Genomic DNA, 23738 nt, shown 5'->3' with positions numbered 1-23738 from the left:
TAATCACCAGGATTAGTTTGATAATGATTTAATGTCTAATGAAATACCAGGCCCCATTGAACTAGCCATGCTTGCAGCTTTGAGGTAAGTTCCTTTAGATGTAGCAGGTTTTAATTTAATGATCGCATTAATTAATTCAGCACTGTTTTCGGCCAATTTCTCAGGTGAGAAAGAAATACGACCAATTGATGCGTGTACGATACCAGCTTTGTCTACTTTAAAAGCAATTTTACCACCTTTAACCTCGTTTACAGCGGCAGCAACATCATTAGTTACAGTACCAGTTTTAGGGTTTGGCATTAAGTTACGTGGACCTAACACTTTACCTAATTTACCAATTTTAGGCATTACTGATGGCGTAGCAATGATTACATCAACATCTGTCCAACCACCTTCAATTTTTTGGATAAATTCATCCAAACCAACAAAATCAGCACCTGCCTCTTTTGCAGCAGCTTCTTTATCTGGTGTACAAAGTACCAATACTCTTTTAGTTTTACCAGTACCGTGAGGCAATGAAACCGTACCACGTACTTGTTGGTCAGCTTTTTTTGGATCTACACCTAAACGTAGGTGAATGTCTACAGAGCTATCAAATTTAGTGCAGTTTGTATCTTTTACTAGTGTTGTTGCTTCCTTCAGGGTGTAATTTTTATTTTTATCCACCTTTGTATTGGCAACCTTTCTTTTTTTAGTCAATGACATTTTTTGAATGATTTATAAGGTGAATAATTAATTTTTTTCCCAAGGTGCTTGTCCTTCAACAGTTACACCCATACTGCGAGCAGTACCAGCTACCATTTTCATAGCGCTTTCAAGTGTAAAACAGTTTAAGTCAGGCATTTTGTCTTTCGCAATAACTTCTACTTGTTCCCAAGTTACTTTACCAACTTTGCTACGGTTAGGTTCTTTGCTACCTTGACCCACAGCTAGTTTAGCAGCTTCTAATAATTGGATAGATGCAGGGGCAGTTTTGATAACAAAGTCGAAGGATTTGTCAGTATAAACTGTAATTAAAACAGGAACAATTTTTCCTTGTTTGTCTTGAGTTCTAGCATTAAACTGCTTACAGAACTCCATAATGTTTACACCCTTAGAACCGAGTGCAGGACCTACTGGAGGTGCAGGATTGGCTTGACCGCCTTTCACTTGCAACTTTACGTAGCCAGAGATTTCTTTTGCCATTTTGTTTACGATTTAATTGGTTTTAGCGTTTTCACAATTATGTAAAAACTCCCAAGATCAATCATTCTTTTTTATCTAAAGAACTTTTTGGGATTGCAAAAGTAAGAGAATCTCACAAAATAGCAACAAGATTTTTTTGGTACCCTTTTTTAGAATATCAAGATAAGGGCTTCACTTCACTCAATGCGCTAAAAATGTAATGTAAGCCTGTCTTAATTTCAAGGCATTGAAAACGTTTTCTTCGTTTGGCAATTTTCTTAAATACTCTGCCGTCTTCTGTAGCAAAAAGGGCATCGTCTGGCAAAGTAGTGATAGATACAAACCCTATTTTTTGTGTGGTATTATACCGCCGCAAAACCAACATCAATTCAGTTTCGCCATTGGCAGTTGCGGCAGGATTGAGCATACTTTTTTGCAAAGCCTGTACAATGTCTTGGGGGAAAACATTGCGTTGAACAAAGTCAATTAATAAGCGACTGTAATTGGCTTTCCATTCTTTACCATGCGGTTCAACCCTATTTCTAAATTGTTCAAACGTCAATAAATGGGCTAATTCGTGCAATAAGGTAATCAAAAATTCATACTTATTTAGATTCCCATTAATACTTATTCGGTGGTTATCGCCTAACATACCAGAATGTCGATAATCACCCAACACGCTCTTACGCTTTTTGGTAACCGTTAGGTGCACTTTATAATGATGTATAAATTGTACAACAGGCTCAAAAGTGTTATCAGGCAGATAGTTTGCCAACGCCTGCATGGGATGTTCAGTTGTTGGCATTAGGCTTTTTATTCAACTGTAAAGCAATCTTTACCTCAAGTACTGTGTATACCAAATATAGAAACATACCTGTATAAACAGCGTATACGCTTTTATTGCCACTGGCCTTATTTACATACAATAAGATAGCTGCGCCAATTACAAGTAATTTTACAATCATTCCTACCATTACACTATTAATAAATGCCTTTGGGTTGGCGCTTTTAACAGATGCTTGGTGCATAAATAAAGTAAACATAGAGATGGCAAATAATAGCAAATTGGCACCCAAAATAACCCAATGATTTATTTTCATTGCATCGAGTTGTGCACCAAAAGCCAATGCCAATATTGTTACCAGCACAAATAGTATTAAAATTGATTTTTCTTTTACAAATGCCATTATTCAGGATCTTTATTAGTCGTATTATCTTTTATTATTTTATAGAGCATCCCAATAATAAATGTCAAAGGCAGTAGCCAAGTAAATATAGGTTTAAGCTGCCCCATTTTACCATCCAACCAAATGCCTATATACACAGTGATGGCAGTACCCACAGCAAATTGTGCAGATAGGCCAGCGTATTCTTGGAGGATATTTTTACTATTATTCTCTTTCATTATTCTTTAGTGGCTTCTGCATTTGGCATGGTGTAAATGGTAGTATCCAATTTATCAGGCGTATCACCGTTTAAAATTTTCTTAATGTTATTAAGATATTGGTCTTTGTACTTAATACTTTGCTCTAAAGAATCGGTTCTAATTTTTAACAATTGTAATTCTGTTTTACTTTGTCTACTACCATAGCCAGGTATATAATATTTTAATGGTGTAAAAACAATTAGGGCAATGGTAAAACTAATAAGCAGTACAAAAATGGTACTCATAGCAATATAAACACTTAAGCGACTGAGTTTAAACGTCACCACTTCTTCATAGGTATCATCGTTCATAACCACTAGCCTGTAGCGGTTTTGAAGGCGCTGTAATGTGGAGCTTGTATCTAACTTTGACATAATAAGAGTCGTAAAAGTAAGTATCAATTGCAGAAACAAAGCCTTTAACTGCAAAACTTCTTCATTTTAAATTTGTGGCTGTATTATTACAACGTTTTATTGTTCAAACGAATGGGTAATATGAGTAATTATTTAACTGATATAGAACATTGTCTTCGAGTTTTAGAAAATGGCGGGCTGATACTTTATCCAACCGATACCATTTGGGGCATTGGTTGCGATGCCACTAACGAAGCTGCGGTTGCAAAAATCTACACCTTAAAACAACAAAAAGATAGCTCTAAAATGATTGTGTTGGTGGCTACTGAAAGAGATGTGATGCAATACATCAGCACACTAGATTTGGAAGTATTTAATTTCCTTAAAACTTGCACCAAGCCTACCACTGTTATCTATAATGGTGCTGTAGGCATTGCAGATAATTTGATAGGCAATGATGGTAGCTTGGCCATCAGAATTTGTAACGATGAATTTTGCAAGCATTTGCTAAAGCGCTTTAAAAAGCCAATTGTAAGTACGTCTGCTCATATTACTGGCACTACTACCCCACTTATTTTTAAAGACATCGACCACCAAATCATTAGGGATGTAGACTATGTTGTAAACCACCGACAAGACGATAAAACCGCAGTGGAACCATCGTCAATTATACAATGGCTACCGGACCAAAAACCTAATGTATTACGTTATTAACAGCGGTTGTGCAAAAGCAAGTGGAGAAATTTCTAAAAATGTTAATTAGCTTGTAATCAAGAGCTTACGGTAATAAAACGAATAAATAATCAAGAAAGGCATCAGTTTGTACAACTTTTAGGATAATTAAGTGTAGATTAACGTAAACAAAACACTATAATGGCACGCATTATTCTAGAAATCCCTGATGAAAAACTAAAACCTTTTCTTCAAACCATCGTCAATCTTGGTTTAGACAATCATGCAATTGACTCAAAAATCAACGAGCGTCAATCGTTTAAAAAGCTCATCAATTACCCATCACAGTTGCTACTAACAGATTGGGAGTTCTTTAGTAATGAGTTGGAATACGAATAAATTCTTCAACCCACCAAAGGTTATCAACAGACTAAGCCAATACATTTGCAGCATGCAGAAATTCTTAGTTATTCAAACTGCTTTTATAGGTGATGTGGTGCTTGCGACGGGATTGTTAGAGAAATTGCACAGTTGCTACGCTGATGCAGAGATTGATATTTTAGTACGGAATGGAAATGATGCATTATTCAACAACCATCCATTTATTAATGAGGTATTGGTTTGGCAAAAAAAGAAACAGAAATACAAACATCTGCTACAAATCCTAAAAAAAATTCGCAGTAAACGCTATGATGTAGTCATCAATGTACAACGCTTTGCTGCCACTGGTTTTTTAACCGCTTTTTCAAATGCTAAACTCACTATTGGCTTTGATAAAAATCCCTTTAGTTTTTTATTTACAAAAAAAATACAACACCATTTTAGCACTGATCGTAAAGATGCGCTTCATGAAATTGAACGTAATCATTTATTAATCGCCCCATTTACGGATGATATGGCTAGTAAGCCAAAACTCTATCCCTCTAAAGCAGATGAAGCCAGAGTAGCGGCTTTTAAACAGCATCCCTACCTTGTAATAGCACCTACATCGGTGTGGTTTACCAAGCAATTTCCTACTGAAAAATGGATTGCTTTTATCAATACCTTACCCAAACATTATAATGTTTACCTTATTGGTGCACCAATTGACCAACAAGCTTGCGATGCCATACAAGCAGCTTGTACCAATACCAAGGTTACCAACCTTGCAGGACAATTGCAATTTCTACAATCGGCAGCCCTACAGCGAGACGCCGTGATGAATTTTGTGAATGATTCTGCACCGATGCACTTTGCATCTGCGGTAAATGCACCTACCACAGCTATTTACTGTAGCACATTACCAAGTTTTGGTTATGGCCCATTAAGCGATACAAGCTACATTGTGGAAGTTGAAGAAAAACTAGCTTGCAGACCATGCGGCATTCATGGCAAAAAAACTTGCCCCCTTGGCCATTATAATTGTGCTAATAAGATTGATAATAAGCAACTGTTGTCTTGTTTATAATACAATTTATGAGTACTGTAAAAGAATTCAATAAATTTGTACAAGTCATTTGAATGATACGTCAAATTATCACACCAACAAGTAATACTTACACGCTTACAATACCAAATGAGTTGGTAGGCAAACAAATAGAAGTGTTAGTATTCGAATTAGAAACTAGTAAACATACTGTGGTAACAAATGAGATAGCAGAATTAGATAATTTCTATAATGCTATTAAGCTCGATTTCAGCGACTTCAAATTTGATAGAGATGCCGCAAACGAACGATAATTATTTTATTGATAGCAATATTTGTCTTTATTTGATAAGTGAAGACTTGTACAAAAAAGAAATTGCTAAAAATCTCTTATTACCTAATTCCTCGTTTATAAGCATACAAGTTCTATCTGAAAACATCAATGTGCTCATAAAAAAATTTAAACAGCTAAGCATTGATGCGATTACTAAACACATCAACCTATTAATCAAATACAACAATGTTGTAACAATAAAGCCTTCAGATATTACATCAGCCATTTTAATAAAACAAAATACCAGTTTCAGTGTATGATAGTTTAGTTATTGCAACTGCCTTAAAAGCACAGTGTAAAATCTTATATACTGAAGATATGCAACATAATCTTGTTATTAATAACCTTCTTACTATTATTAATCCTTTCGTTCAATAAGTAGCAATATTAATAGCGTTACACTTAATTATAAGCGCAATCAGTCGCCTTCCTACCCTGCTTATCCCTCGCTTCACTTACATTTGCAGTTTCAAATAACATAGTTAGTGGTCGATATACCTTGTACAGATAAAGAATTATTTCTCTTAAAAAAAATAGCAAGTGCTGCTGAAGAATTGTCCGTAGAAGCCTATTTAATTGGTGGCTTTGTGCGTGACAAAATCATTGGTAGACCTACCAAAGATGCCGATATTGTGTGCATGGGTGATGGTATTGCACTAGCATATAAAGTAGCAGAACGTTTTAATCCTAAACCAACGGTTGCCTTCTTTAAAACCTTCGGTACAGCTCAAATCAAAATCAAAGATTTTGAGATTGAATTTGTAGGCGCTCGTAAAGAAAGCTATAACTATAATAGCCGTAAGCCAGAAGTAATGCCCGGCAGTTTAGAAGACGATCAAAACCGCAGAGATTTTACCATCAATGCATTGGCCATTAGTTTAAACAAAGAGAATTTTGGTAAACTCATCGATCCTTTTGGTGGCTTGTTACATATTGAACAACAAAACATTCAAACACCACTCGATCCGCTACAAACCTTTAGCGACGATCCTTTGCGTATGATGAGGGCCATTCGTTTTGCCACGCAATTGGGCTTTACCATTCATGCCGAAACCTTTCAGGCGATAATTGATAATGCGCGCCGTATAAAGATAGTTTCGCAAGAACGCATTACCGATGAGCTGAATAAAATTATGCTAGCACCCAAGCCCTCTATTGGGCTTGATTTGCTCAGTAAAAGTGGCTTACTTAACATCATTTTTCCACAAATGATGACATTGCATGGCGCAGAAAATGTAGAAGGCTTGGGGCATAAAGACAATTTCTACCATACCCTTCAAGTGATAGATAATATCTGCGAAACCACTGATGATTTATGGCTACGATGGGCAGCTTTATTGCATGATATTGGCAAACCTGCTACCAAGCGTTTCGAGCCTGGTCATGGTTTTACCTTTCATGGCCACGAGGTAGTTGGTGCAAGAATGGTTCCTAAAATTTTTACGCAATTAAAGCTACCGCTGAATGAGAAAATGCGCTTTGTACAAAAGCTGGTGGAGTTGCATTTACGCCCAATAAGTCTCACCAAAGAAAATATTACAGACAGCGCCATTCGGCGTTTATTATTTGACGCTGGTGAAGATATAGAAGCCCTAATGTTACTCTGCAATGCCGATATTACTAGTAAAAACAAAGCCAAGGTAAAACGCTATTTGCAAAACTTTGAGATGGTGCGTCTACGCTTGCAAGAGGTAGAAGCAAGCGACCATATTCGTAATTGGCAGCCACCAGTAAGCGGCGAATTAATTATGCAAACTTTTGGCTTAAACCCTAGCAGAGAAGTAGGCATTATTAAAGACGCTATTCGTAATGGCATTTTAGATGGCTTAATTGCCAATACCTACGAAGCAGCTTTTAACTTTATGCTAGAAAAAGGTGCTGAACTTGGTTTAAAACCTATTAATGCGTCCTAGATTTTTCAAGTTTTTAAGACTTGGAAAACCTAAAATACTATTTTCGTTCACCAGCATGAGAACATCTATTGAACTTCGTACAGCCTGTACTGAATTTACGAAGTAGCTACACTGCAACTGTTGTCTCACTGCTTAACATTAATATATAGAACCGAGAACTTAACAAATATGAAGCAGAGAATTTATTTAGATAACGCCGCTACTACACCCTTAGAGCCAGAAGTGCTTGATGCGATGATGCCATATTTTACGACCCATTTTGGTAATCCATCTAGTATTTACAGCTATGGTAGAGAAAGCCGCATGGCGATAGAAAATGCACGTAAATCGGTCGCTAAAATTCTCAATGCGCATCCTGCTGAAATATTTTTCACATCTGGCGGTACCGAAAGCAGTAATGCAGCCATTACAGGCGCCGTGCGCTTTTTAGGTTGCAAGCATATCATTTCATCGGTGATAGAACACCACGCTACCACACATACAGTAGAGCATTTACACAAAACAGGCGAAGCCAAATTGAGTTATGTAAATGTGCTACCAAACGGGCATATAGACCTTAAACATCTTGAAAACCTGTTGGCCGAAAGCGAAGACAAATGTTTGGTGACATTAATGCATGCCAATAATGAAATTGGCAATATGATTGACCTACATAAAGTTGGTAATATTTGCAAGCAGTACAACGCCATTTTTCATAGCGATACGGTACAAACGGTAGGCCATTTTCCATTTGACCTACGCAATACACCTGTGCACTTTATTACAGGTGCTGGCCATAAATTTCATGGCCCTAAAGGCGTGGGCATGTTGTACATTAATGAAAACGTAAAAATTGAACCCTTTATACACGGCGGCTCGCAAGAGCGTAATATGCGTGCAGGTACTGAAAACTTGTATGGTATAGTGGGCTTTGCCAAAGCACTAGAACTAGCCACTAAACACTACGAAGCAGATAGTACTTACATAAAACATTTAAAGGCTTACATGATGGAAGCTTTGAAAAAGCATATTCCAGAAGTAGATTTTAATGGTGACCCATTGGGTGAAAGTTTATATGCGGTATTGAGTGTAAGTGTGCCAAAATCTGAAATGAGTGAAATGTTATTGTTTAACCTTGACATCAATGGCATTTGCGCAAGCGGCGGTAGTGCTTGTACTAGTGGTGCAGACCAAGGGTCGCATGTGATTCGTGCCATAAACAACAATCCCGACCGCGTAACCGTTCGCTTTTCATTTAGCAAACACAACACTACTGATGAAATTGATACAGTAGTAGAGCAATTGAAAAAAATGATATAATCGATTTAAAAATAACGCTATCGTAAGGGCTTAACATCTGTTGAGCCTTTGTTGTTATATGACTAGTTGCATAGACAACTTATCAATTAATAATATTTCGCAGTAATGTTATCATTGGTCGGGAGTATTCAGCCTCAACTTTACGGCGACAAGCTTCAACTTTGTAGCGACCACCTTCAACTTTATGGCGCCCAATCGCAACTTTACAACGACCACCTTCAACTTTACAGCGACAAGCTTCAACTTTACGGCGACCAACTTCAACTTTGCAGCATCCAGCTTCAACTTTATGGCGACCAACTAACACTTTAAAGCGTTGAAGAGCTAAATGTCCATTATTTAAAAATTAGTGGCGCAGTTAAACCTAATAAACCTTAGGGACTTAGTCAATATCATGTCAAAATGTATCAAAAGTCACCAAATAACAATTACCCTTACAATAGCTTGCACCCTCAATTAAACAAACTATTATGGCACAGCACACAATTGAAACACAATGGATGGGTAAAATGCAGTTTAATGCCCTTGTAAATGGTCATACCATCATCATGGATGCACCAGAACGTGTAGGTGGAGAAGACAATGGCCCCATCCCAAAACCATTTATTCTCACTGCTTTATCTGGCTGTACAGGTATGGATATTGTAGGCCTCTTATATAAACAAGCCCAAGAAATAGACAATTTGAACATTATTGTTACTGGCGAATTGAGTAAGCAAGCGCCCATAGCCTATGTTGCCATGCACATTATATACGACTTTAAAGGTCCAGAAGCCAATAGCCTAGCGGCACTAGAAGCGGTAACTTTATCGCAAGAAAAATACTGTGGCGTAAGTCATATGCTTAAAAAAGCGCTACCAATTACTTGGCAAGTATTGTATAATGGTACAAGCATTTTTAACAACCAACCGTTAACAATAAGCGAAAACTATTTGTAACAAATGTTACAGCACTAACCATTTTATCAACTTAGCTTGCATGCAAATAAAAATTTAACGTATGAAAAAGAATATGAGTTCAACAGATAGTGGGATTCGCATTGCAGTAGCAGTGCTATTTGCTATCTTATTTTCAACAGGCATAGTTACAGGGGTATTAGGTACTATATTGTTAATAGTAGGTGGCATATTGGTTGCAACAAGTGTCGTAAGTTTTTGTCCACTATATCGTTTACTAGGTATCAATACTTGTTCAGTAAAAAAATAATCAGCATGTTGTTTAAAAACCTTTGTTTAGCTACCATTTTTAGTATTGCCATATTAAGCAGTTGCCATAGCCAAAGCACAACCAATGTTGATGTCGTTAATTTTGAGCAAGCCATTACAAAAGGCAATATGCAATTGTTAGATGTAAGAACACCAGCAGAGTATCAATCTGGTCACCTTAGCAACGCTTTATTAGCCGATTGGAACAATGAAGCGGAATTTAAAAGACGTACAGCAGCTTTAGACAAAAGCAAACCAGTATACACTTATTGTTTAAGTGGCGTGCGCAGCGCTGCTGCTACCCAATGGTTAAGGCAACAGGGCTTTACGGCTTATCATTTAACAGGCGGCATTAACGCTTGGAAAAAAGCTGGCAGACCAGTGGAACAAGCCACTGCTGTAACACAAATAACCAAGGCAGACTACGAAGCCATGATACCAAGGGATAAAACCGTATTGGTAGATATTAGTGCTGTTTGGTGCCCACCATGTAAAGTAATGGCACCCATCATCGATTCATTGGCGCAGGCAAATAGTGGCAAGCTAGTATTGGTAAAAATTGATGGCGGTAATCAAACGGAGCTTTGTAAAATATTAAACGTTAATGCCTTTCCTACCTTAATTATTTACAAGCAAGGCAAACTTGTGTGGCAAAAAGAAGGCCTTGTAAGTGCAAAAGAGATTGACAAACAACTGCAATAAATATCAACCATTAGGAGGTTTCAAAGTGTAACTTTTGATACCAAAGTACTGATGTTGCGTTGCTATTTTTACCTCATCAATTAGAGAAAACATGAAACAAATACTTTTTAGCAATTGGCATTTAATGCGTTTTATAAGGCTTGGCTTGGGCATTGCCATTATTGTACAAGCAATCGCTAATAGAGATACTTTGTTTATCTTTTTGGGCACAGCCTTTACAGCCATGGCTATTTTTAATTATGGTTGCTGCGGCACATCGGGTTGTTATGCGCCTATAAAAAAACAAGACAATACTAATACCCAAATCAGCTATGAAGAAGTGGTTAACAAATAATAAATATTACTTCATTGGTGCAATGATTAGCAGCCTTTGTGGCTTTTGTTACTGGAAATTTATTGGCTGTGCATCTGGTACTTGTGCCATTACTTCTAAGCCTGTCAATAGTAGTTTATATGGCGCTATGATGGGTGCATTGGTTGCTAGTATGTTTAAAAAAGAGGAAAAGCAAACACCTGCTTAACAATTTAGAATCTCATAAATAGTAAGCGATGACATTCAACGAAATGATACAATCTGACAAGCCTGTTTTGGTAGATTTTTTTGCCGAATGGTGTGGTCCTTGCAAAACGATGGCACCAATTTTAAAAGATGTGAAACAAGCCATTGGCGAAGCTGCCACGATTATAAAAATTGATGTAGATAAAAATCCTGGCACAGCACAAGCCTACCAAATTCAAGGCGTACCCACTTTAATTTTATTTAAAAATGGGAAGCCATTATGGCGACAAAGCGGAGTAGTACCTAAAAACAGTTTGGTTAATCTTATTCAACAACACCTTTAATACAACTTTAATGAACTTTTTTAAACAACTATTTGGTTTAGGTACAGATACAAACCTAACCGAACTGATAACAAATGGTGCCTTTTTGGTAGATGTGAGAACTGCAAGCGAATTTGCAAGTGGCAGTGTAAAAGGCGCCATTAATATTCCTTTAGATACGATTAGCCATCAATTAACTAAGTTTAACAACAAGCAACATATTATTGTGTTTTGCCAAAGCGGCATGCGAAGTAGCCAAGCAGCTACAATATTAAAGCAACATGGCTATACCAATGTAACCAATGGTGGCTCGTGGCGAAGTGTGAGCCAGCATGCACAATAAATATTGGGGATATATATCAAATAAAATTACCGCTGTATACGTCAGTATTCAAGCGGTTTTTTATATTTAATGCGGTGTTGAATAAAATTATGTTAGTGGCAGTGGTAATCGCAGTCATACAATTACATTTGCGGTTGCAACAATAATATGCAACAGAAACCATCATCAATCCCTTTACTATTTCATAGATACTTAGCGATGCTGCTGTATGCATGTTTTTTTATTGTTCAATTTTCAGCGAATTATAACTACCCTAACCAATCCCATTCTCTATTTTCTACAAATTACTTTGCCAACAACTATAACCATTTAACAGCAGTTGCAAAGGCAGATAAAAGTAAGGACCGAAAAGTCAATATTCGGCTAAATAAGCGTTTTGCGCCAGCCTCGGTACTTTATTGTGAAGCCATTTTTTCTATTCGCAATACCGCCTATACTTTAATAAAAAAAGAGGCGACTATTTACGTAGCCCCATATTTACCAGCACTGCACTTACACATAAAAGTGCTGCGTGGCCCGCCACTTATTGTTGCATGACACACCAGAAAAACATTTTCTCATTATAAATACTAGATATGGCCACTTTCCATTTTAGAAGGTGCTACCTGCTGATTGCACTCATTATAGCAATACCAGCTTCGTGCCTATTTGCACAACAGCACCTCTCTTTACAAAATCTTATCGACACCGCTAGAAAAAACCTACCGCTTTTACAACAAAAACAAGCATTCATTAATGCATCAAAGGCAAGCATTACCGATATCAAGCATTCATTTTTACCACAAGTAAAATTTAGCGATCAGTTGAATATGGGGTCTGATAATTCTATTGCAGGTAGTTATTTACCCCTCGGTATTACACCGTCTACTTCCGCTGGTGTGAGAAGTGACAACAATTTTCAACCCGCAACTGGTAATATTGGGGTACTATATAGTGAGTACGAGCTAGCTAATTTTGGGTTAAATAGTGCGAGATTAAGTAATGCGCAAACATTGGTCAATTTTAGTGAGGCAGACTTAGAAAGAGAAGCCTACTTACTTGAATTAAACATCGCCAAATTATACTTAAATATTCAAAAAGAGCAATACAGACTCAATGCAGATGGGCAAAACATTGAACGTTACCAAAGTATTTTTAATGTGATTAGGGCATTAACCTTAAGCGGTTTAAAAGCAGGTTCGGACTCATCGTTGGCAAAGGCAGAATTGTCGAAAACACGTATTAGCTATAACCAAACTTTGGGTAGCATCAACCAATTAAAACAGCAATTAGCTTATCTCACAGGTATTTCAGCTAATCATTTAACCATAGATACCTTAGCAAATAATGCGTTCATCAGCCAACCAAACAATACCAGTGTTAGTATTGATACAGTAAATAATCCCCTAATAGATTATTACGCCAAAAAGAAAGCGATCTATGTTTCAAACGACCTACTTATTAAAAAAAGTTATTTACCAAAAATAATTTTAGCAGGTAGTACTTGGGCAAGAGGTTCGAGTATTCAGTATAACGATCAATACAAATCTTTGGTAACGGGTTTGGGCTATCAACGATTCAATTATGCAGTGGGTGTTGCTGTGACCTACAACCTGTTTAATAATTTGTATAAGAAAGACAAATTAGCGATTAATCGTTATCAAACACAAGCCAGCGATTTCGAGTTGCAACAGCAAAAATTAGCCATCAATTCTTTATCGTTACAAGCAGATAATGCGTTGCAAACCACCCAAGCCAATTTACAAGAACTACCCATACAATTGCAATCGGCACAAGCCACATTTGCCCAAAAAACGGCACAGTACAAAGCAGGCTTAATCTCCTTAATTGACCTCACCAACGCGTCATTTGTACTCTATCGTTCTCAAACAGATTACATAGAAACCTTAAGCGATTGGTATTTGGCGCAATTAGACAAAGCAGCCGCAACAGGAAATTTGAACCAATTTATTCAAACTATTAAATAATATTTATGGTACGCACAGCATTACAACGGCCCATCACCATATTGGTGATTTTCATTGGCTTGTTGCTTTTCTCGGTAATGGCCATACGAACCATACCCATTGATATCTTCCCCAAATTAAACTCGCCTACTATCTATGTAATTGAGCAATATGGCGGCATGAGTGCCAAGCAGATGGAAGGCTTTTTTAGTACCCGCATGCAAGACCAATTTTTGTATGTAAACGGTATTAAAAATATTGAGAGTAAAAATATTCAAGGCTTATCGCTCGTAAAGCTGAGCTTTTATGAAAGCACAGATATGGCAGAAGCAACTGCACAAGTGGCCTTGCAATCCAATAGAATGTTGGCTTTTTTCCCACCAGGTTCTTTACCACCCACGGTTATCCGTTTTGACGCTTCTTCTTTACCAGTTGGCGAGCTTGTTTTTAGCAGTAAAACCAAATCATTAGAAGAAATGTTTGACTTAGCGCTAACCAGAGTAAGACCACTGTTTGCAACAGTTCCAGGGCTTTCTGCGGCACCGGCTTTTGGTTCTAATGCGAGATCTATTTTAATCAATGTTGACCCCCAAAAACTTAGTACATATAACCTTTCTGCGGATGAAGTAGTAGATGCCATTGCAAAAAATAATGCCATTACACCTTCTGGAAATTTAAGAGTGGATAGTACGATGTTTGTTACATCTATTAATTCGTTGGAAGATAAAGTTCAACAGTTTGAAACGATTCCAATCAAAAGCAATGGCGCCTCTTCTATTTTTGTAAGCGATGTTGCCAAAGTAGCCGATGCGGCAGATGTTACCGTAAGCTATGCGTTGGTCAATGGCAAGCGTTCGGTATATATTCCGGTGGTAAAAACAGCCGATGCTTCTACTTGGGACGTTGTACAAAATTTGAGGCAAAAACTGCCCGAAATGCAAAGCTTATTACCCGATGATGTAAAAATTAGTTACGAATTTGACCAATCAGTTTTTGTGATTAATTCAGCCAAAAGTTTAATGACGGAAGGGATTTTAGGGGCTATTTTAACAGGCTTAATGGTATTATTATTTCTGCAAGATTGGCGAAGCAGCGTTGTAGTAATTGTAACCATTCCAATTGCTGTGATGAGCGCCGTTTTCTTTTTGAAATTAGCTGGGCAAACGATTAATATCATGACCCTTAGTGGCTTGGCCTTAGCGATTGGTGTACTAGTAGATCAGGCAACCGTAACAATAGAAAATATTCACCAACATTTAGAAATGGGCAAGTCTAAAAAACAAGCTATTCTTGATGCCTGTTCGGAGATTTCATTTCCATTGCTACTTATTTTACTATGTATTCTTGCCGTATTTGCGCCAGCATTTATCATGAGCGGTGTACCTAAAGCTATGTTCTTACCACTATCGTTATCTATTGCCTTTGCTATGATTGTATCATTTATTGCGGCACAAACGCTGGTACCCGTAATAGCCAATTGGTTATTAAAAGAACATATGTTTGCGTATCATCACGAGCAGCTGCATGCGCACGCAGGTTTGGCTTTAGATCACCAAGAAGTAGTAGAAATCAACCAACATCACCAACAAGATGCAGCTCATCCAGAAGAAAATGGCTTCTTCCAAAAACTGAAAATTGGTTTAGCGAATTTGCTAGAAAATTGGATGCCAAAGCGCAAATTAATAGTATTGGCATACTTGGTACTTGCCTTTGCTGCAGCAGGATTTTGCTTTGTTTGGATTGGGAAAGATTTATTGCCTAAGACCAATAATGGGCAATTACAATTGCGCATTCGTGAGCCAGACGGTACGCGTTTAGAAGTAACAGAACGCACCACAAAGTCTGTCTTAGATATTATTGATTCTACAGTACAACATCATATCGCTATTACATCAGCGTATGTAGGTTTGGTACCAAGTAATTTTGGAACTAGCAACTTATATATTTTCAATAGCGGCACCCACGAGTCTGTTATTCAAGTTAATTTAGAAGAAGACTATAAAGTGAAGATGGAGGATTTAAAAGAAACAATTCGCCATAATATTTCAGCCGCATTTCCCAATATCCATATCTCCTTCGAGCCAATAGAATTGACTGAAAAGATTATGGCGCAAGGCGCTTCTACACCAATAGAAGTAAGAATTGCTGGTAAAAATATTACGGATATTAAAAACTATTCGGCGAAGCTACTCAGCAAATTAAAAGGCATTGATTTTTTAAGAGATGTACAAATAGCACAGCCTTTAAATTTTCCAACTATTAATATCAATGTTGACAGACAAAAGCTAGCAATGATGGGGCTTTCATTAGACAATGTTTCTAGAAGCATTACTGCAACTACTTCATCTAGCCGTTATACAAGTAAGAATTTCTGGCTAGACAGTAAAACTTCCTACACCTATCAAACACAGGTACAAGTACCCGAATACCTGATGAACTCGATAGAAACATTACAAGAAACGCCCTTGGTAAAAGGTCAAGCCAGACCAATTTTGTCAGATATTGCAATTTTATCGGTTGATAGTATTCCTGGTGAATATGATCGTAGTGGTCCAAGGCGTTTTATAACCATTAGTGCTAATATTCATAAAAAAGATTTAGGTACTGCCACAGATGCGGTAGAAAAAGCCATCAAGGAAGTTGGTAACCCACCACAAGGCTTAATTGCAGAAGTAAAAGGCATGTCCTCTTTATTGGTAGAAACATTGGGGTCCTTACAAAATGGGTTATTAGCTGCAGTTGTTGTGATTTTATTGTTATTAGCTGCCAGTTATCAATCATTCAAACTTGCGCTTACAGTGCTGTCGACTATTCCAGCGGTTTTGTTTGGCGCTATAGCCTTGTTATTAGCTACAGGTTCTACTTTAAACCTACAATCTTATATGGGTATTATCATGTCGGTAGGTGTATCTGTGGCAAATGCCTTATTAATTGTTACCAATGCAGAGACATTAAGATTAGAATACCAAGATGCATTTAAAGCTGCAACTGTAGCCGCTAGTGTGCGCTTAAGACCCATTTTAATGACTAGTTTAGCAATGATAGCAGGGATGATACCTATGGCTAGTGGCCTTGGCGAAGCGGGTGACCAGTCCGCACCATTGGGTAGAGCTGTTATCGGAGGACTCATCGCTTCTACATTTGCGGCTTTGTTTATTGTACCATTGGTATACGGTTGGGTACAACAAAAAACAGCCTATACATCTGTATCATTATTACCTGAAGACGCTAAATAAGATAGTATTACTATATATCAGTAAAAATATCATTCATAATTTCTTTAAAAATTACACATGAAATACCAACAAATAATATTTATGATGGTGGTTGTTTTAATAACAGCATGTTCATCTAAAAAAGAAGAAAAGAAGGCAGAAGTCAACACGGCTCCTATCAATTACGCATTAGCCACCGTAGAAAAAGGTGGCGTGGCAACAACTATTAAATTACCAGCACAGTTGGTGGCTTACCAGGAAGTGAGCATTTTTCCAAAAGTAAATGGTTATGTAAAAAATGTGTTGGTAGATATTGGGGCAAAAGTATCGCAGGGTAGTTTGCTGATGACCTTAGAAGCGCCTGAATTAGAACAAGCTGCTTTGCAAGCCAAAGAAAAATATACCAGAAGCAAGGCTGATTTTTCAATCGATAAAGAAAGATTTTTACGCCTGATGGAAGCTGCTAAAACTGAAGGTGCTATTTCACCTTTAGACATTTCTACTACGAAAGCAAAAATGGATGCCGACAGCGCCTTATCTAATGCAGAAAAAGCCAATTGGCAAATGCAACAAACCATGCTCGCTTACCTAAAAGTGACTGCACCATTTACAGGTGTTATTACAGAACGAAATGTACATCCAGGCGCATTGGTAAGTGCGACGGTAAAAGACAAGCCGATGTTAGAATTAAAACAAGTAGAACACCTCCGTTTGCAAGTAGACATACCAGAAAGTATGGCTGCCAATCTAAAAAATAAAGACACGGTATCATTTTACGTAAGTGCCTTTCCAGGCAAAAAAATGACCGGTTTTATTACTAGAAAGGCAGACAATATCAATACACAATATCGCAACGAAAGAATGGAAATTGATGTAATGAACAAAGATGGCTTGTTAAGCCCAGGAATGTTTGCAAATGTAGAATTGTATGCTCATGGCAACGTCAATGCGCTGTTTGTTCCTAAATCGGCGGTGGTCACTTCTACCGAAAGAAAATATGTTTTAGTGATGAAAAACGGCAAGATTAGCAAAGTTGATGTTGCAACGGGCAATGCAACAGCCGACAAAATAGAAATTTTTGGTACCATTCAGGCGGGTGATAAAGTAATTGCTACCGCTAATGATGAGATTAAAGAAAGCAAATAATTCAAAAATTGTATTTTTTTGAATTTAAAGCACCTGTCCTCAATTTTTTGGACAGGTGTTTTTATATTGAAAATGTTGGGCTGTTATAAGTGTATAAGCAAATTGGCTATGATAACTATTGAAATTATATATATAATGCACATGCGAAAGTAGTACCCTTTTAAACAAATCCAAAATTTTAGACAAAATATAGATACACATTTTTGGCAACATTTTAATTCATTAGTGCACTTATAAAACAATTAATTCAATACTATCATTGATAAAGCATTAACTATTTCTAATAATTATATACTTAAGCATGAAATTGCAATATGTCGTTATTCATTAGGTTCAAAATGGGTAAAATTAATTTACAATTAACTTTCGAATAACAATTTGGTAATAATTTATTAACGATGATTACTTAAACGCGTAGTGCTGCCTCATCTAATTTCGCCAAAAAGCAAATAATTGTACTCAAAGGCATTCATATTTTCAATACTGATTCTCTTTAGGGTATTTGTGATACCAGTATTATATGCTTCTTCTGTAGAGCGCTTCGAATCTATTGGATACACTTTTGAGAATGTTCGCATCCATAAACGCAGACACGCTTTCGTTATTTATTCACTATATATAAATAACAAGATAAACGCATTTATTACTAGGAATCGTAAAAGATTCATATTAACTAGTTTTATATCTGGAACGCAAAATTTTTTGCAAGTACTAAATTTCACATTAGTACATTTCACACCACCCTTACTTCATACATTCAAAGTACCACTGTATATCCGACATCGGGTATTCCGAATTTAATTCTCCACTCTCTAATAGCCTATTTTATAAGTTTTAACTTTAAAGTTATAATTAGGTAGGTTTTCATTATTAATAGTTGGGCTACCCCAAAACTCTTTTCATTCCTTTCAAATGCATTTTTTTATGAAACAATTGTATAAGTTGTTTACAATAGTGGTATGTGTACTATTGTTCACTTCATCACAAACATTTTCACAAACTTTAAAATTAATAACAGGTAAGGTTTTAGATATGCAAACTAAGACACCAATTGAAGGTGCAAGTATTGCGATTAAAAATCAGAAAACTGGCGCAATAACCGATGCCAATGGTAATTTTAGCATTAAAGCACCGGCCAATGCTACTGTCGTTGTTGCATCAATCGGTTATAAACCTTTATCACAAAACCTTAATGGGCAATCAGAAATAACACTTTTAATTGTTCAAGATACGAAATCTTTAAACGAAGTGGTAGTAACCGCTTTGGGTATTGGCAAACAATCTAAAGCGTTGGGCTATGCAGTTCAGTCTGTAACCAGCAAACAGGTTACGCAAGCACAAGACCCTAATTTAATAAATAATCTTGCAGGTAAAGTAGCAGGTGTTCAAATTACCAACGGAGGGGCTGGCGTTGGTTCCACATCTCGTATTGTAATAAGGGGCGAAAATTCATTTAATAGTTCTAACCAGCCATTATTTGTAGTTGACGGTGTTCCAATTAATAACGAAACATTTTTTAATAATGCAATTGAGAATGCTTCTACGCAAGGTACTTGGGCTGAGGTTGACTGGGGTAATGGTGCTTCTGAAATAAACCCAAATGATATTGCAAAAATTACTGTGTTAAAAGGCTCTACAGCCGCAGCATTATATGGATCACGTGCTGCAAATGGCGCTGTGGTATTAACTACAAAAAAAGGTACGAAAGCCAACGGCAATAGTAATGGAATTAGTTTTAATTCTACTACAAGTTTTGAATCGCCGTTAAAATTACCACGTTTACAAAATCAATATGGGGCTGGTGTTAATGCTTATCCGCTTTCTGGCACCCCCAATACCTATTCATTTGCCAACGGTGGTGGTTCTAGTGAAAATAATATTCCAAACTGGGGTTTAAAGTTTGACCCGACTTTATTAGTACCGCAGTTTGATAGCCCAATATCAGGTTCCAATCTATTGGCAGGCGACTTAATTGGACGTAGTACGAATCCAGGTTTAACAGTAACCCCGACCCCGTGGATAGGTCATGCCGATCATTTTAAAAAGTTTTTACAGACAGGCATTACCACACAAAACAATATCGGTTTTGGCGGTGTGAGTGATAATGGTAGCTACCATTTTTCTATTAGCAATTTATATAACAAGGGTATCCTACCAGGTACCGATTTAAGACGCAACAGTATTGCTTTGCGCGCCGACCATCGTTACAATAGTAAATTAAGCTCCGACTTTTTTGTAAATTTAATTAACAGTAATAGTAGTAATCGTCCAAATATTGGGTATGGTTCGGAAAGTGTAATGTATACATTTTTTGGCGTATATGGAATGCCAATAAATGTTGATATTAACTCATTAAAAAAAGAATGGCAAACTGGTAGAGACAATCTCAACCAATTTCGCTATTGGAACAACCACGATAATCCATATGTAACGCTTTACGATAACACCAATAGTTTTAACAAGAATAGAATATTAGGTAATGCCTCTTTAAAATATGCGATTAACTCACAATGGAATGTCATGCTCAGAACTGGTTCTGATATTTATAACGATCATAGAGAAGGACACCGTGCTTTTACAACTGTTCGTTTCCCATTAGGTGGTTTTAGAACAGATGATGTTAATTATTTTGAAAATAACACAGATGTATTGGTAAGCTATACCAAAAAGCGAAGTACTGTTTTCAATGCGAAAGCATCCATTGGCGCCAATCGTTTTATGCAAAACATTACATATACAAGAGATATTTCCAATTCATTGATTACACCAGGCTTATATAATTTCTCTAATGCGCAAACCGAGCTGCCTACTTTGTATCAGAAATATAATAAAGTAATCAATAGTGTGTACGCTTTTGCAGATTTTGACTACAAAAATTTATTATTTCTAGATGTAACTGGCCGCAACGACCAGTCTAGCACCTTACCTTCAGGCAATAATTCTTTCTTTTACCCTTCTGCTTCTTTAAGTGGCATTATTTCTGATATGGTACAATTGCCGAAAGCCATTTCCTATCTTAAAGCGAGGGTATCAATTGCCAAAGTAGGTAGAGATGCCGATCCATATTCAATCAATAACACCTACACAACCAATACACCTTTTAATAATTATCCTCTTACTACCGGTAATAATGTATTGGCAAATAATAATTTAAAGCCATCATCTACAAATACTGCAGAAGCAGGTATAGAAGTTAGATTTTTAGATAACCGTTTAGGTATTGATGCAACGGTATATCAATCTGATACTAAAGACGAAGTGGTACAATTACCAATTCCAGTATCGTCTGGTTATACCAACACTTATATTAATGGCGGTAAAATAAAAAATAAGGGCATTGAAATTATGGTAACCGCAGCGCCATTCCGTTCGAAAAGAGCAGACGGGTTTAACTGGGATCTAAATATTAACTTCAGTCACAATGTAGGTACTGTCGTGTCTTTGCCAGATGGTATCAATACTTATGTGTATGCGCAAGTAACCCAATATGATCGTTATTATAGAGCGATCCAATATGATGCCAAAGTTGGTCAGCGTTTGGGCAATATGTACGGTAACGCTTATGTAAGAGATCCTCAAGGAAATATTGTTTATGTGAATGGTGTTCCTCAATTCACTTCTAGCCAAAATACTTTATTAGGGAATTATAACCCTGATTTTATTATCGGTTTCTCTAACAATTTAACGTACAAAAATTTCAATATGAGTTTTGTATGGGATTGGCATCAAGGTGGTAAATTCTATTCTTATACTTCATTAGGCATTTTGGCTGGTGGTATGTCTGTAGAAACATTACCTGGTCGAGAAACTGGCATTATTGGCAAAGGGGTTGTATTAGATGCGGGATCAGGCAAATACACGCCTAACACTGTAAAAGTAGATGCTGCCACATATTACAACGCCTATTACAATGCCTCTAATAACGAAGCATTTATGTACGATGCCTCTTACCTGAAATTAAGAGAAGTTAGGTTGGGCTATACTTTTAAAAATGTGTTTGGTAAAGCATCTACATCTGATTTAAATCTATCATTAATTGCAAGAAATATATTGGAGTTTACGCAGAATAAAGATGTGGATCCAGAAACATTGGCTTTACGTGGTCAACAAATTTTACCTGGTACAGAATTTTTAAGCTTACCATCCACTAAAAGCATTGGCTTTTCCTTAGGTCTTAATTTTTAATGCAACCTTTTAATTACAACAGTTATGAAAAAAAATATTCGCTTGCTAATTTTTATAATAGCAGCAGGTTTTACGGTGACTTCTTGCTCAAAACAATTGCAAGACACCAATGTAAATCCTAATAGTTTAGAAAACCCTGATGCAACTACTTTATTATCTAATACAATTGTAACGGAGTTTTACAATAACGCCAGTATTGCATGGACTTTAGGTAATGGATACAACCAATATATGACTTATAGCCAGTCGTATTATGACCAACCAACTCGCTACTCGCCAGTTACCAACGAGCCTTATTGGATTGCAATGTATGAAGCTGCACGGGATGCTAATACACTTTATAGCCTTGGACAAACACAAAATAATCCATTATTACAAGCTGCAGCCCTAACCCTTCGTTCTTATGCATTTGCGCAGCTAACTGAATTGTGGGGCGATATTCCTTTTTCGCAAGCATTAAAAGGTAATACTGGAAATTATACACCAGCTTATGATAACCAACAAATCGTTTATACAGATGGTCAATTGGGTATCTTAACTAGCTTGAAAAGAGCAGATAGTCTGTTAAAAGCCAATCCAAATGGATTTATTAGTGGCGATATGTTATACAATTCAAATACCATATCTTGGAGGAGGCTTATTAATGCTTTACGTTTACGCTATTTGCTGCGTACATCGGGCAAAATGGATGTCTCAATGGAAATGCAAGCCATCGTAACTGATGGAACAATAATGCAAAATGCAGCACAGAGTGGTACTTTAGCGCTTCCCAATGTTACACCATATAATTTCGTAAGCCTTACTGAACGCTCTGGTGATTTCGCAGTAAAATATATGAACAGCAGTTTGTATAATGCATTTGTTACTACCAACGATTCTATGCGTATTGCTTCTTATTTTACTTATAATGCTAATACACCTGCTAGCACCCCATTTAGCTTCTCTAATTTTGGCGGCTTACCATTAGTAGTAGATGCAACAACAGTCCAAGTTAATCAAGCCTCCAATTTCAATGGTAGTTTTACGAAGGGTACCAATGCCAATTTGATTAAAGCAAGAATTATGACATATGCCGAACAAGAATTTGTATTGGCAGAAGCGGCGTTAAAAGGTTATTTACCTGGTGGTAATTCAGTTGCAGCGGCTTATTATAACATGGGTGTTGCTGGCGCCTACAGCGAAATAGGGCTTAGTAGTGCAGCTTCTTATTTAACTAATACTGCAGTTGTATTTGATAATACTTCAACTACCAACGCTTTAAACCAAATTATTACGCAAAAATGGATAGCGAATATTAACAATGGCTTTGAAGGTTGGATTGAATACAAACGTACTGGATTACCAGCTTTACAAACTGGTGGTTCGGCCAATTTAAATAATGGTTCTATTGCTTCTAGATTTTTATATCCTACATCAGAAAAATCTATCAATAGCCAGAATTATACTTCCGAAATTCAAAAAATGGGAGGAACTGAAAATACAACATATAGACCTTGGTGGTAATAACAATTTTAAAAAAATCGAAGGCGGATGTCAACTCGCCTTCGATTTTTTTAAATTATGATACCCTGGTTCTAACCTAAACATTCACATCATTTTGGCAAATAT

General features: G+C 36.8%; 25 protein-coding genes. 19 read left to right on the top strand and 6 right to left on the bottom strand.

Going from position 1 to position 23738, the window contains the following annotated elements; translation table 11 throughout:
• Positions 1-12: 12 nt before the first annotated feature.
• The 6 genes from rplA to ACFOW1_RS00880 all read right to left on the bottom strand — a co-directional run bounded on the left by rplA (position 13) and on the right by ACFOW1_RS00880 (position 2964).
• Positions 13-705 carry a 50S ribosomal protein L1 gene (gene rplA, locus ACFOW1_RS00905; protein WP_379011576.1) on the bottom strand — a complete coding sequence of 231 codons (693 nt, stop codon included), beginning with the start codon at positions 703-705 and terminating at the stop codon, positions 13-15.
• A gap of 27 nt (positions 706-732) precedes the next feature.
• A complete protein-coding gene (gene rplK / locus ACFOW1_RS00900) occupies positions 733-1185 on the bottom strand; it encodes a 50S ribosomal protein L11 (protein ID WP_379011574.1) in 453 nt (150 codons plus the stop codon).
• Between the two features lie 157 nt (positions 1186-1342).
• Positions 1343-1969, bottom strand: coding sequence for a SprT-like domain-containing protein (locus ACFOW1_RS00895; RefSeq protein WP_379011573.1), 627 nt, complete (start codon positions 1967-1969; stop codon positions 1343-1345).
• On the bottom strand, positions 1956-2351 hold the full coding sequence (locus ACFOW1_RS00890) for a hypothetical protein (RefSeq protein ID WP_379011572.1): 396 nt from the start codon (positions 2349-2351) through the stop codon (positions 1956-1958). Before ACFOW1_RS00890 ends, ACFOW1_RS00895 begins: the two co-directional genes overlap by 14 nt.
• Positions 2351-2569, bottom strand: coding sequence for an AtpZ/AtpI family protein (locus tag ACFOW1_RS00885; RefSeq protein WP_379011571.1), 219 nt, complete (start codon positions 2567-2569; stop codon positions 2351-2353). The genes ACFOW1_RS00890 and ACFOW1_RS00885 overlap by 1 nt, the downstream gene beginning before the upstream one ends.
• Positions 2569-2964: a hypothetical protein gene (locus ACFOW1_RS00880; protein ID WP_379011570.1), complete on the bottom strand. Its 396-nt coding sequence runs from the start codon at positions 2962-2964 to the stop codon at positions 2569-2571. Before ACFOW1_RS00880 ends, ACFOW1_RS00885 begins: the two co-directional genes overlap by 1 nt.
• Before the next feature lie 120 nt (positions 2965-3084).
• Between ACFOW1_RS00880 and ACFOW1_RS00875 the strand changes: the two genes are divergently transcribed.
• From ACFOW1_RS00875 to ACFOW1_RS00785, 19 genes are all read left to right on the top strand, one after another.
• Positions 3085-3657 carry an L-threonylcarbamoyladenylate synthase gene (locus tag ACFOW1_RS00875; RefSeq protein ID WP_379011569.1) on the top strand — a complete coding sequence of 191 codons (573 nt, stop codon included), beginning with the start codon at positions 3085-3087 and terminating at the stop codon, positions 3655-3657.
• A 159-nt stretch (positions 3658-3816) separates the two neighbouring features.
• Positions 3817-4014, top strand: coding sequence for a hypothetical protein (locus ACFOW1_RS00870; protein ID WP_379011568.1), 198 nt, complete (start codon positions 3817-3819; stop codon positions 4012-4014).
• A 52-nt stretch (positions 4015-4066) separates the two neighbouring features.
• Positions 4067-5062, top strand: coding sequence for a glycosyltransferase family 9 protein (locus ACFOW1_RS00865; RefSeq protein WP_379011567.1), 996 nt, complete (start codon positions 4067-4069; stop codon positions 5060-5062).
• A gap of 53 nt (positions 5063-5115) precedes the next feature.
• Positions 5116-5334, top strand: a complete 219-nt coding sequence (locus ACFOW1_RS00860) for a hypothetical protein (RefSeq protein ID WP_379011566.1) — start codon at positions 5116-5118, stop codon at positions 5332-5334.
• Positions 5315-5614 carry a hypothetical protein gene (locus tag ACFOW1_RS00855; RefSeq protein WP_379011564.1) on the top strand — a complete coding sequence of 100 codons (300 nt, stop codon included), beginning with the start codon at positions 5315-5317 and terminating at the stop codon, positions 5612-5614. The genes ACFOW1_RS00860 and ACFOW1_RS00855 overlap by 20 nt, the downstream gene beginning before the upstream one ends.
• A gap of 225 nt (positions 5615-5839) precedes the next feature.
• Positions 5840-7267, top strand: a complete 1428-nt coding sequence (locus tag ACFOW1_RS00850) for a CCA tRNA nucleotidyltransferase (RefSeq protein WP_379011563.1) — start codon at positions 5840-5842, stop codon at positions 7265-7267.
• Positions 7268-7435: 168 nt separating this feature from the next.
• Positions 7436-8566 (top strand): cysteine desulfurase family protein, encoded by a 1131-nt coding sequence (locus ACFOW1_RS00845; protein WP_379011561.1) that lies wholly within the window; start codon positions 7436-7438, stop codon positions 8564-8566.
• A 470-nt stretch (positions 8567-9036) separates the two neighbouring features.
• Positions 9037-9504 carry an OsmC family protein gene (locus ACFOW1_RS00840; RefSeq protein ID WP_379011560.1) on the top strand — a complete coding sequence of 156 codons (468 nt, stop codon included), beginning with the start codon at positions 9037-9039 and terminating at the stop codon, positions 9502-9504.
• 61 nt (positions 9505-9565) lie between these two features.
• Complete coding sequence (locus ACFOW1_RS00835; protein ID WP_379011559.1) at positions 9566-9772, top strand: YgaP family membrane protein; 207 nt, start codon at positions 9566-9568, stop codon at positions 9770-9772.
• A gap of 5 nt (positions 9773-9777) precedes the next feature.
• Positions 9778-10473, top strand: a complete 696-nt coding sequence (locus tag ACFOW1_RS00830; RefSeq protein ID WP_379011557.1) for a thioredoxin domain-containing protein — start codon at positions 9778-9780, stop codon at positions 10471-10473.
• 91 nt (positions 10474-10564) lie between these two features.
• Positions 10565-10807: a hypothetical protein gene (locus ACFOW1_RS00825; RefSeq protein ID WP_379011556.1), complete on the top strand. Its 243-nt coding sequence runs from the start codon at positions 10565-10567 to the stop codon at positions 10805-10807.
• Positions 10785-10994 carry a DUF6132 family protein gene (locus tag ACFOW1_RS00820; protein WP_379011555.1) on the top strand — a complete coding sequence of 70 codons (210 nt, stop codon included), beginning with the start codon at positions 10785-10787 and terminating at the stop codon, positions 10992-10994. Before ACFOW1_RS00825 ends, ACFOW1_RS00820 begins: the two co-directional genes overlap by 23 nt.
• Positions 10995-11022: 28 nt before the next feature.
• A complete protein-coding gene (trxA, locus tag ACFOW1_RS00815) occupies positions 11023-11316 on the top strand; it encodes a thioredoxin (protein ID WP_379011553.1) in 294 nt (97 codons plus the stop codon).
• Between the two features lie 10 nt (positions 11317-11326).
• The gene (locus ACFOW1_RS00810; RefSeq protein ID WP_379011552.1) at positions 11327-11638 is read left to right on the top strand and encodes a rhodanese-like domain-containing protein; all 312 of its coding nucleotides are present in this window, start codon (positions 11327-11329) and stop codon (positions 11636-11638) included.
• Positions 11639-12213: 575 nt separating this feature from the next.
• Complete coding sequence (locus ACFOW1_RS00805) at positions 12214-13605, top strand: TolC family protein (protein ID WP_379011551.1); 1392 nt, start codon at positions 12214-12216, stop codon at positions 13603-13605.
• Positions 13606-13610: 5 nt separating this feature from the next.
• Complete coding sequence (locus ACFOW1_RS00800; RefSeq protein ID WP_379011550.1) at positions 13611-16820, top strand: efflux RND transporter permease subunit; 3210 nt, start codon at positions 13611-13613, stop codon at positions 16818-16820.
• A gap of 57 nt (positions 16821-16877) precedes the next feature.
• Entirely contained in the window at positions 16878-17945 is a 1068-nt protein-coding gene (locus ACFOW1_RS00795; protein WP_379011547.1) for an efflux RND transporter periplasmic adaptor subunit, read from the top strand.
• A gap of 924 nt (positions 17946-18869) precedes the next feature.
• Positions 18870-22130, top strand: coding sequence for a SusC/RagA family TonB-linked outer membrane protein (locus ACFOW1_RS00790; RefSeq protein WP_379011546.1), 3261 nt, complete (start codon positions 18870-18872; stop codon positions 22128-22130).
• Positions 22131-22154: 24 nt separating this feature from the next.
• Complete coding sequence (locus tag ACFOW1_RS00785) at positions 22155-23633, top strand: SusD/RagB family nutrient-binding outer membrane lipoprotein (protein WP_379011545.1); 1479 nt, start codon at positions 22155-22157, stop codon at positions 23631-23633.
• The last annotated feature ends 105 nt before the right edge of the window (positions 23634-23738 follow it).

The sequence above is a fragment of the Parasediminibacterium paludis genome (genome assembly GCF_042651445.1).
In the GTDB taxonomy this organism is placed as follows: Bacteria; Bacteroidota; Bacteroidia; order Chitinophagales; family Chitinophagaceae; genus Parasediminibacterium; species Parasediminibacterium paludis.
This window is presented reverse-complemented; position numbering and strand designations above follow the sequence as displayed.

Bases quoted from the DNA above. Each gene is read 5' to 3' on its own strand.
- rplA (WP_379011576.1), bottom strand. From the start codon at position 705: ATGTCATTGACTAAAAAAAGAAAGGTTGCCAATACAAAGGTGGATAAA.
- rplK (WP_379011574.1), bottom strand. From the start codon at position 1,185: ATGGCAAAAGAAATCTCTGGCTACGTAAAGTTGCAAGTGAAAGGCGGT.
- ACFOW1_RS00895 (WP_379011573.1), bottom strand. From the start codon at position 1,969: ATGCCAACAACTGAACATCCCATGCAGGCGTTGGCAAACTATCTGCCT.
- ACFOW1_RS00890 (WP_379011572.1), bottom strand. From the start codon at position 2,351: ATGGCATTTGTAAAAGAAAAATCAATTTTAATACTATTTGTGCTGGTA.
- ACFOW1_RS00885 (WP_379011571.1), bottom strand. From the start codon at position 2,569: ATGAAAGAGAATAATAGTAAAAATATCCTCCAAGAATACGCTGGCCTA.
- ACFOW1_RS00880 (WP_379011570.1), bottom strand. From the start codon at position 2,964: ATGTCAAAGTTAGATACAAGCTCCACATTACAGCGCCTTCAAAACCGC.
- ACFOW1_RS00875 (WP_379011569.1), top strand. From the start codon at position 3,085: ATGAGTAATTATTTAACTGATATAGAACATTGTCTTCGAGTTTTAGAA.
- ACFOW1_RS00870 (WP_379011568.1), top strand. From the start codon at position 3,817: ATGGCACGCATTATTCTAGAAATCCCTGATGAAAAACTAAAACCTTTT.
- ACFOW1_RS00865 (WP_379011567.1), top strand. From the start codon at position 4,067: ATGCAGAAATTCTTAGTTATTCAAACTGCTTTTATAGGTGATGTGGTG.
- ACFOW1_RS00860 (WP_379011566.1), top strand. From the start codon at position 5,116: ATGATACGTCAAATTATCACACCAACAAGTAATACTTACACGCTTACA.
- ACFOW1_RS00855 (WP_379011564.1), top strand. From the start codon at position 5,315: ATGCCGCAAACGAACGATAATTATTTTATTGATAGCAATATTTGTCTT.
- ACFOW1_RS00845 (WP_379011561.1), top strand. From the start codon at position 7,436: ATGAAGCAGAGAATTTATTTAGATAACGCCGCTACTACACCCTTAGAG.
- ACFOW1_RS00840 (WP_379011560.1), top strand. From the start codon at position 9,037: ATGGCACAGCACACAATTGAAACACAATGGATGGGTAAAATGCAGTTT.
- ACFOW1_RS00835 (WP_379011559.1), top strand. From the start codon at position 9,566: ATGAAAAAGAATATGAGTTCAACAGATAGTGGGATTCGCATTGCAGTA.
- ACFOW1_RS00830 (WP_379011557.1), top strand. From the start codon at position 9,778: ATGTTGTTTAAAAACCTTTGTTTAGCTACCATTTTTAGTATTGCCATA.
- ACFOW1_RS00825 (WP_379011556.1), top strand. From the start codon at position 10,565: ATGAAACAAATACTTTTTAGCAATTGGCATTTAATGCGTTTTATAAGG.
- ACFOW1_RS00820 (WP_379011555.1), top strand. From the start codon at position 10,785: ATGAAGAAGTGGTTAACAAATAATAAATATTACTTCATTGGTGCAATG.
- trxA (WP_379011553.1), top strand. From the start codon at position 11,023: ATGACATTCAACGAAATGATACAATCTGACAAGCCTGTTTTGGTAGAT.
- ACFOW1_RS00810 (WP_379011552.1), top strand. From the start codon at position 11,327: ATGAACTTTTTTAAACAACTATTTGGTTTAGGTACAGATACAAACCTA.
- ACFOW1_RS00805 (WP_379011551.1), top strand. From the start codon at position 12,214: ATGGCCACTTTCCATTTTAGAAGGTGCTACCTGCTGATTGCACTCATT.
- ACFOW1_RS00800 (WP_379011550.1), top strand. From the start codon at position 13,611: ATGGTACGCACAGCATTACAACGGCCCATCACCATATTGGTGATTTTC.
- ACFOW1_RS00795 (WP_379011547.1), top strand. From the start codon at position 16,878: ATGAAATACCAACAAATAATATTTATGATGGTGGTTGTTTTAATAACA.
- ACFOW1_RS00790 (WP_379011546.1), top strand. From the start codon at position 18,870: ATGAAACAATTGTATAAGTTGTTTACAATAGTGGTATGTGTACTATTG.
- ACFOW1_RS00785 (WP_379011545.1), top strand. From the start codon at position 22,155: ATGAAAAAAAATATTCGCTTGCTAATTTTTATAATAGCAGCAGGTTTT.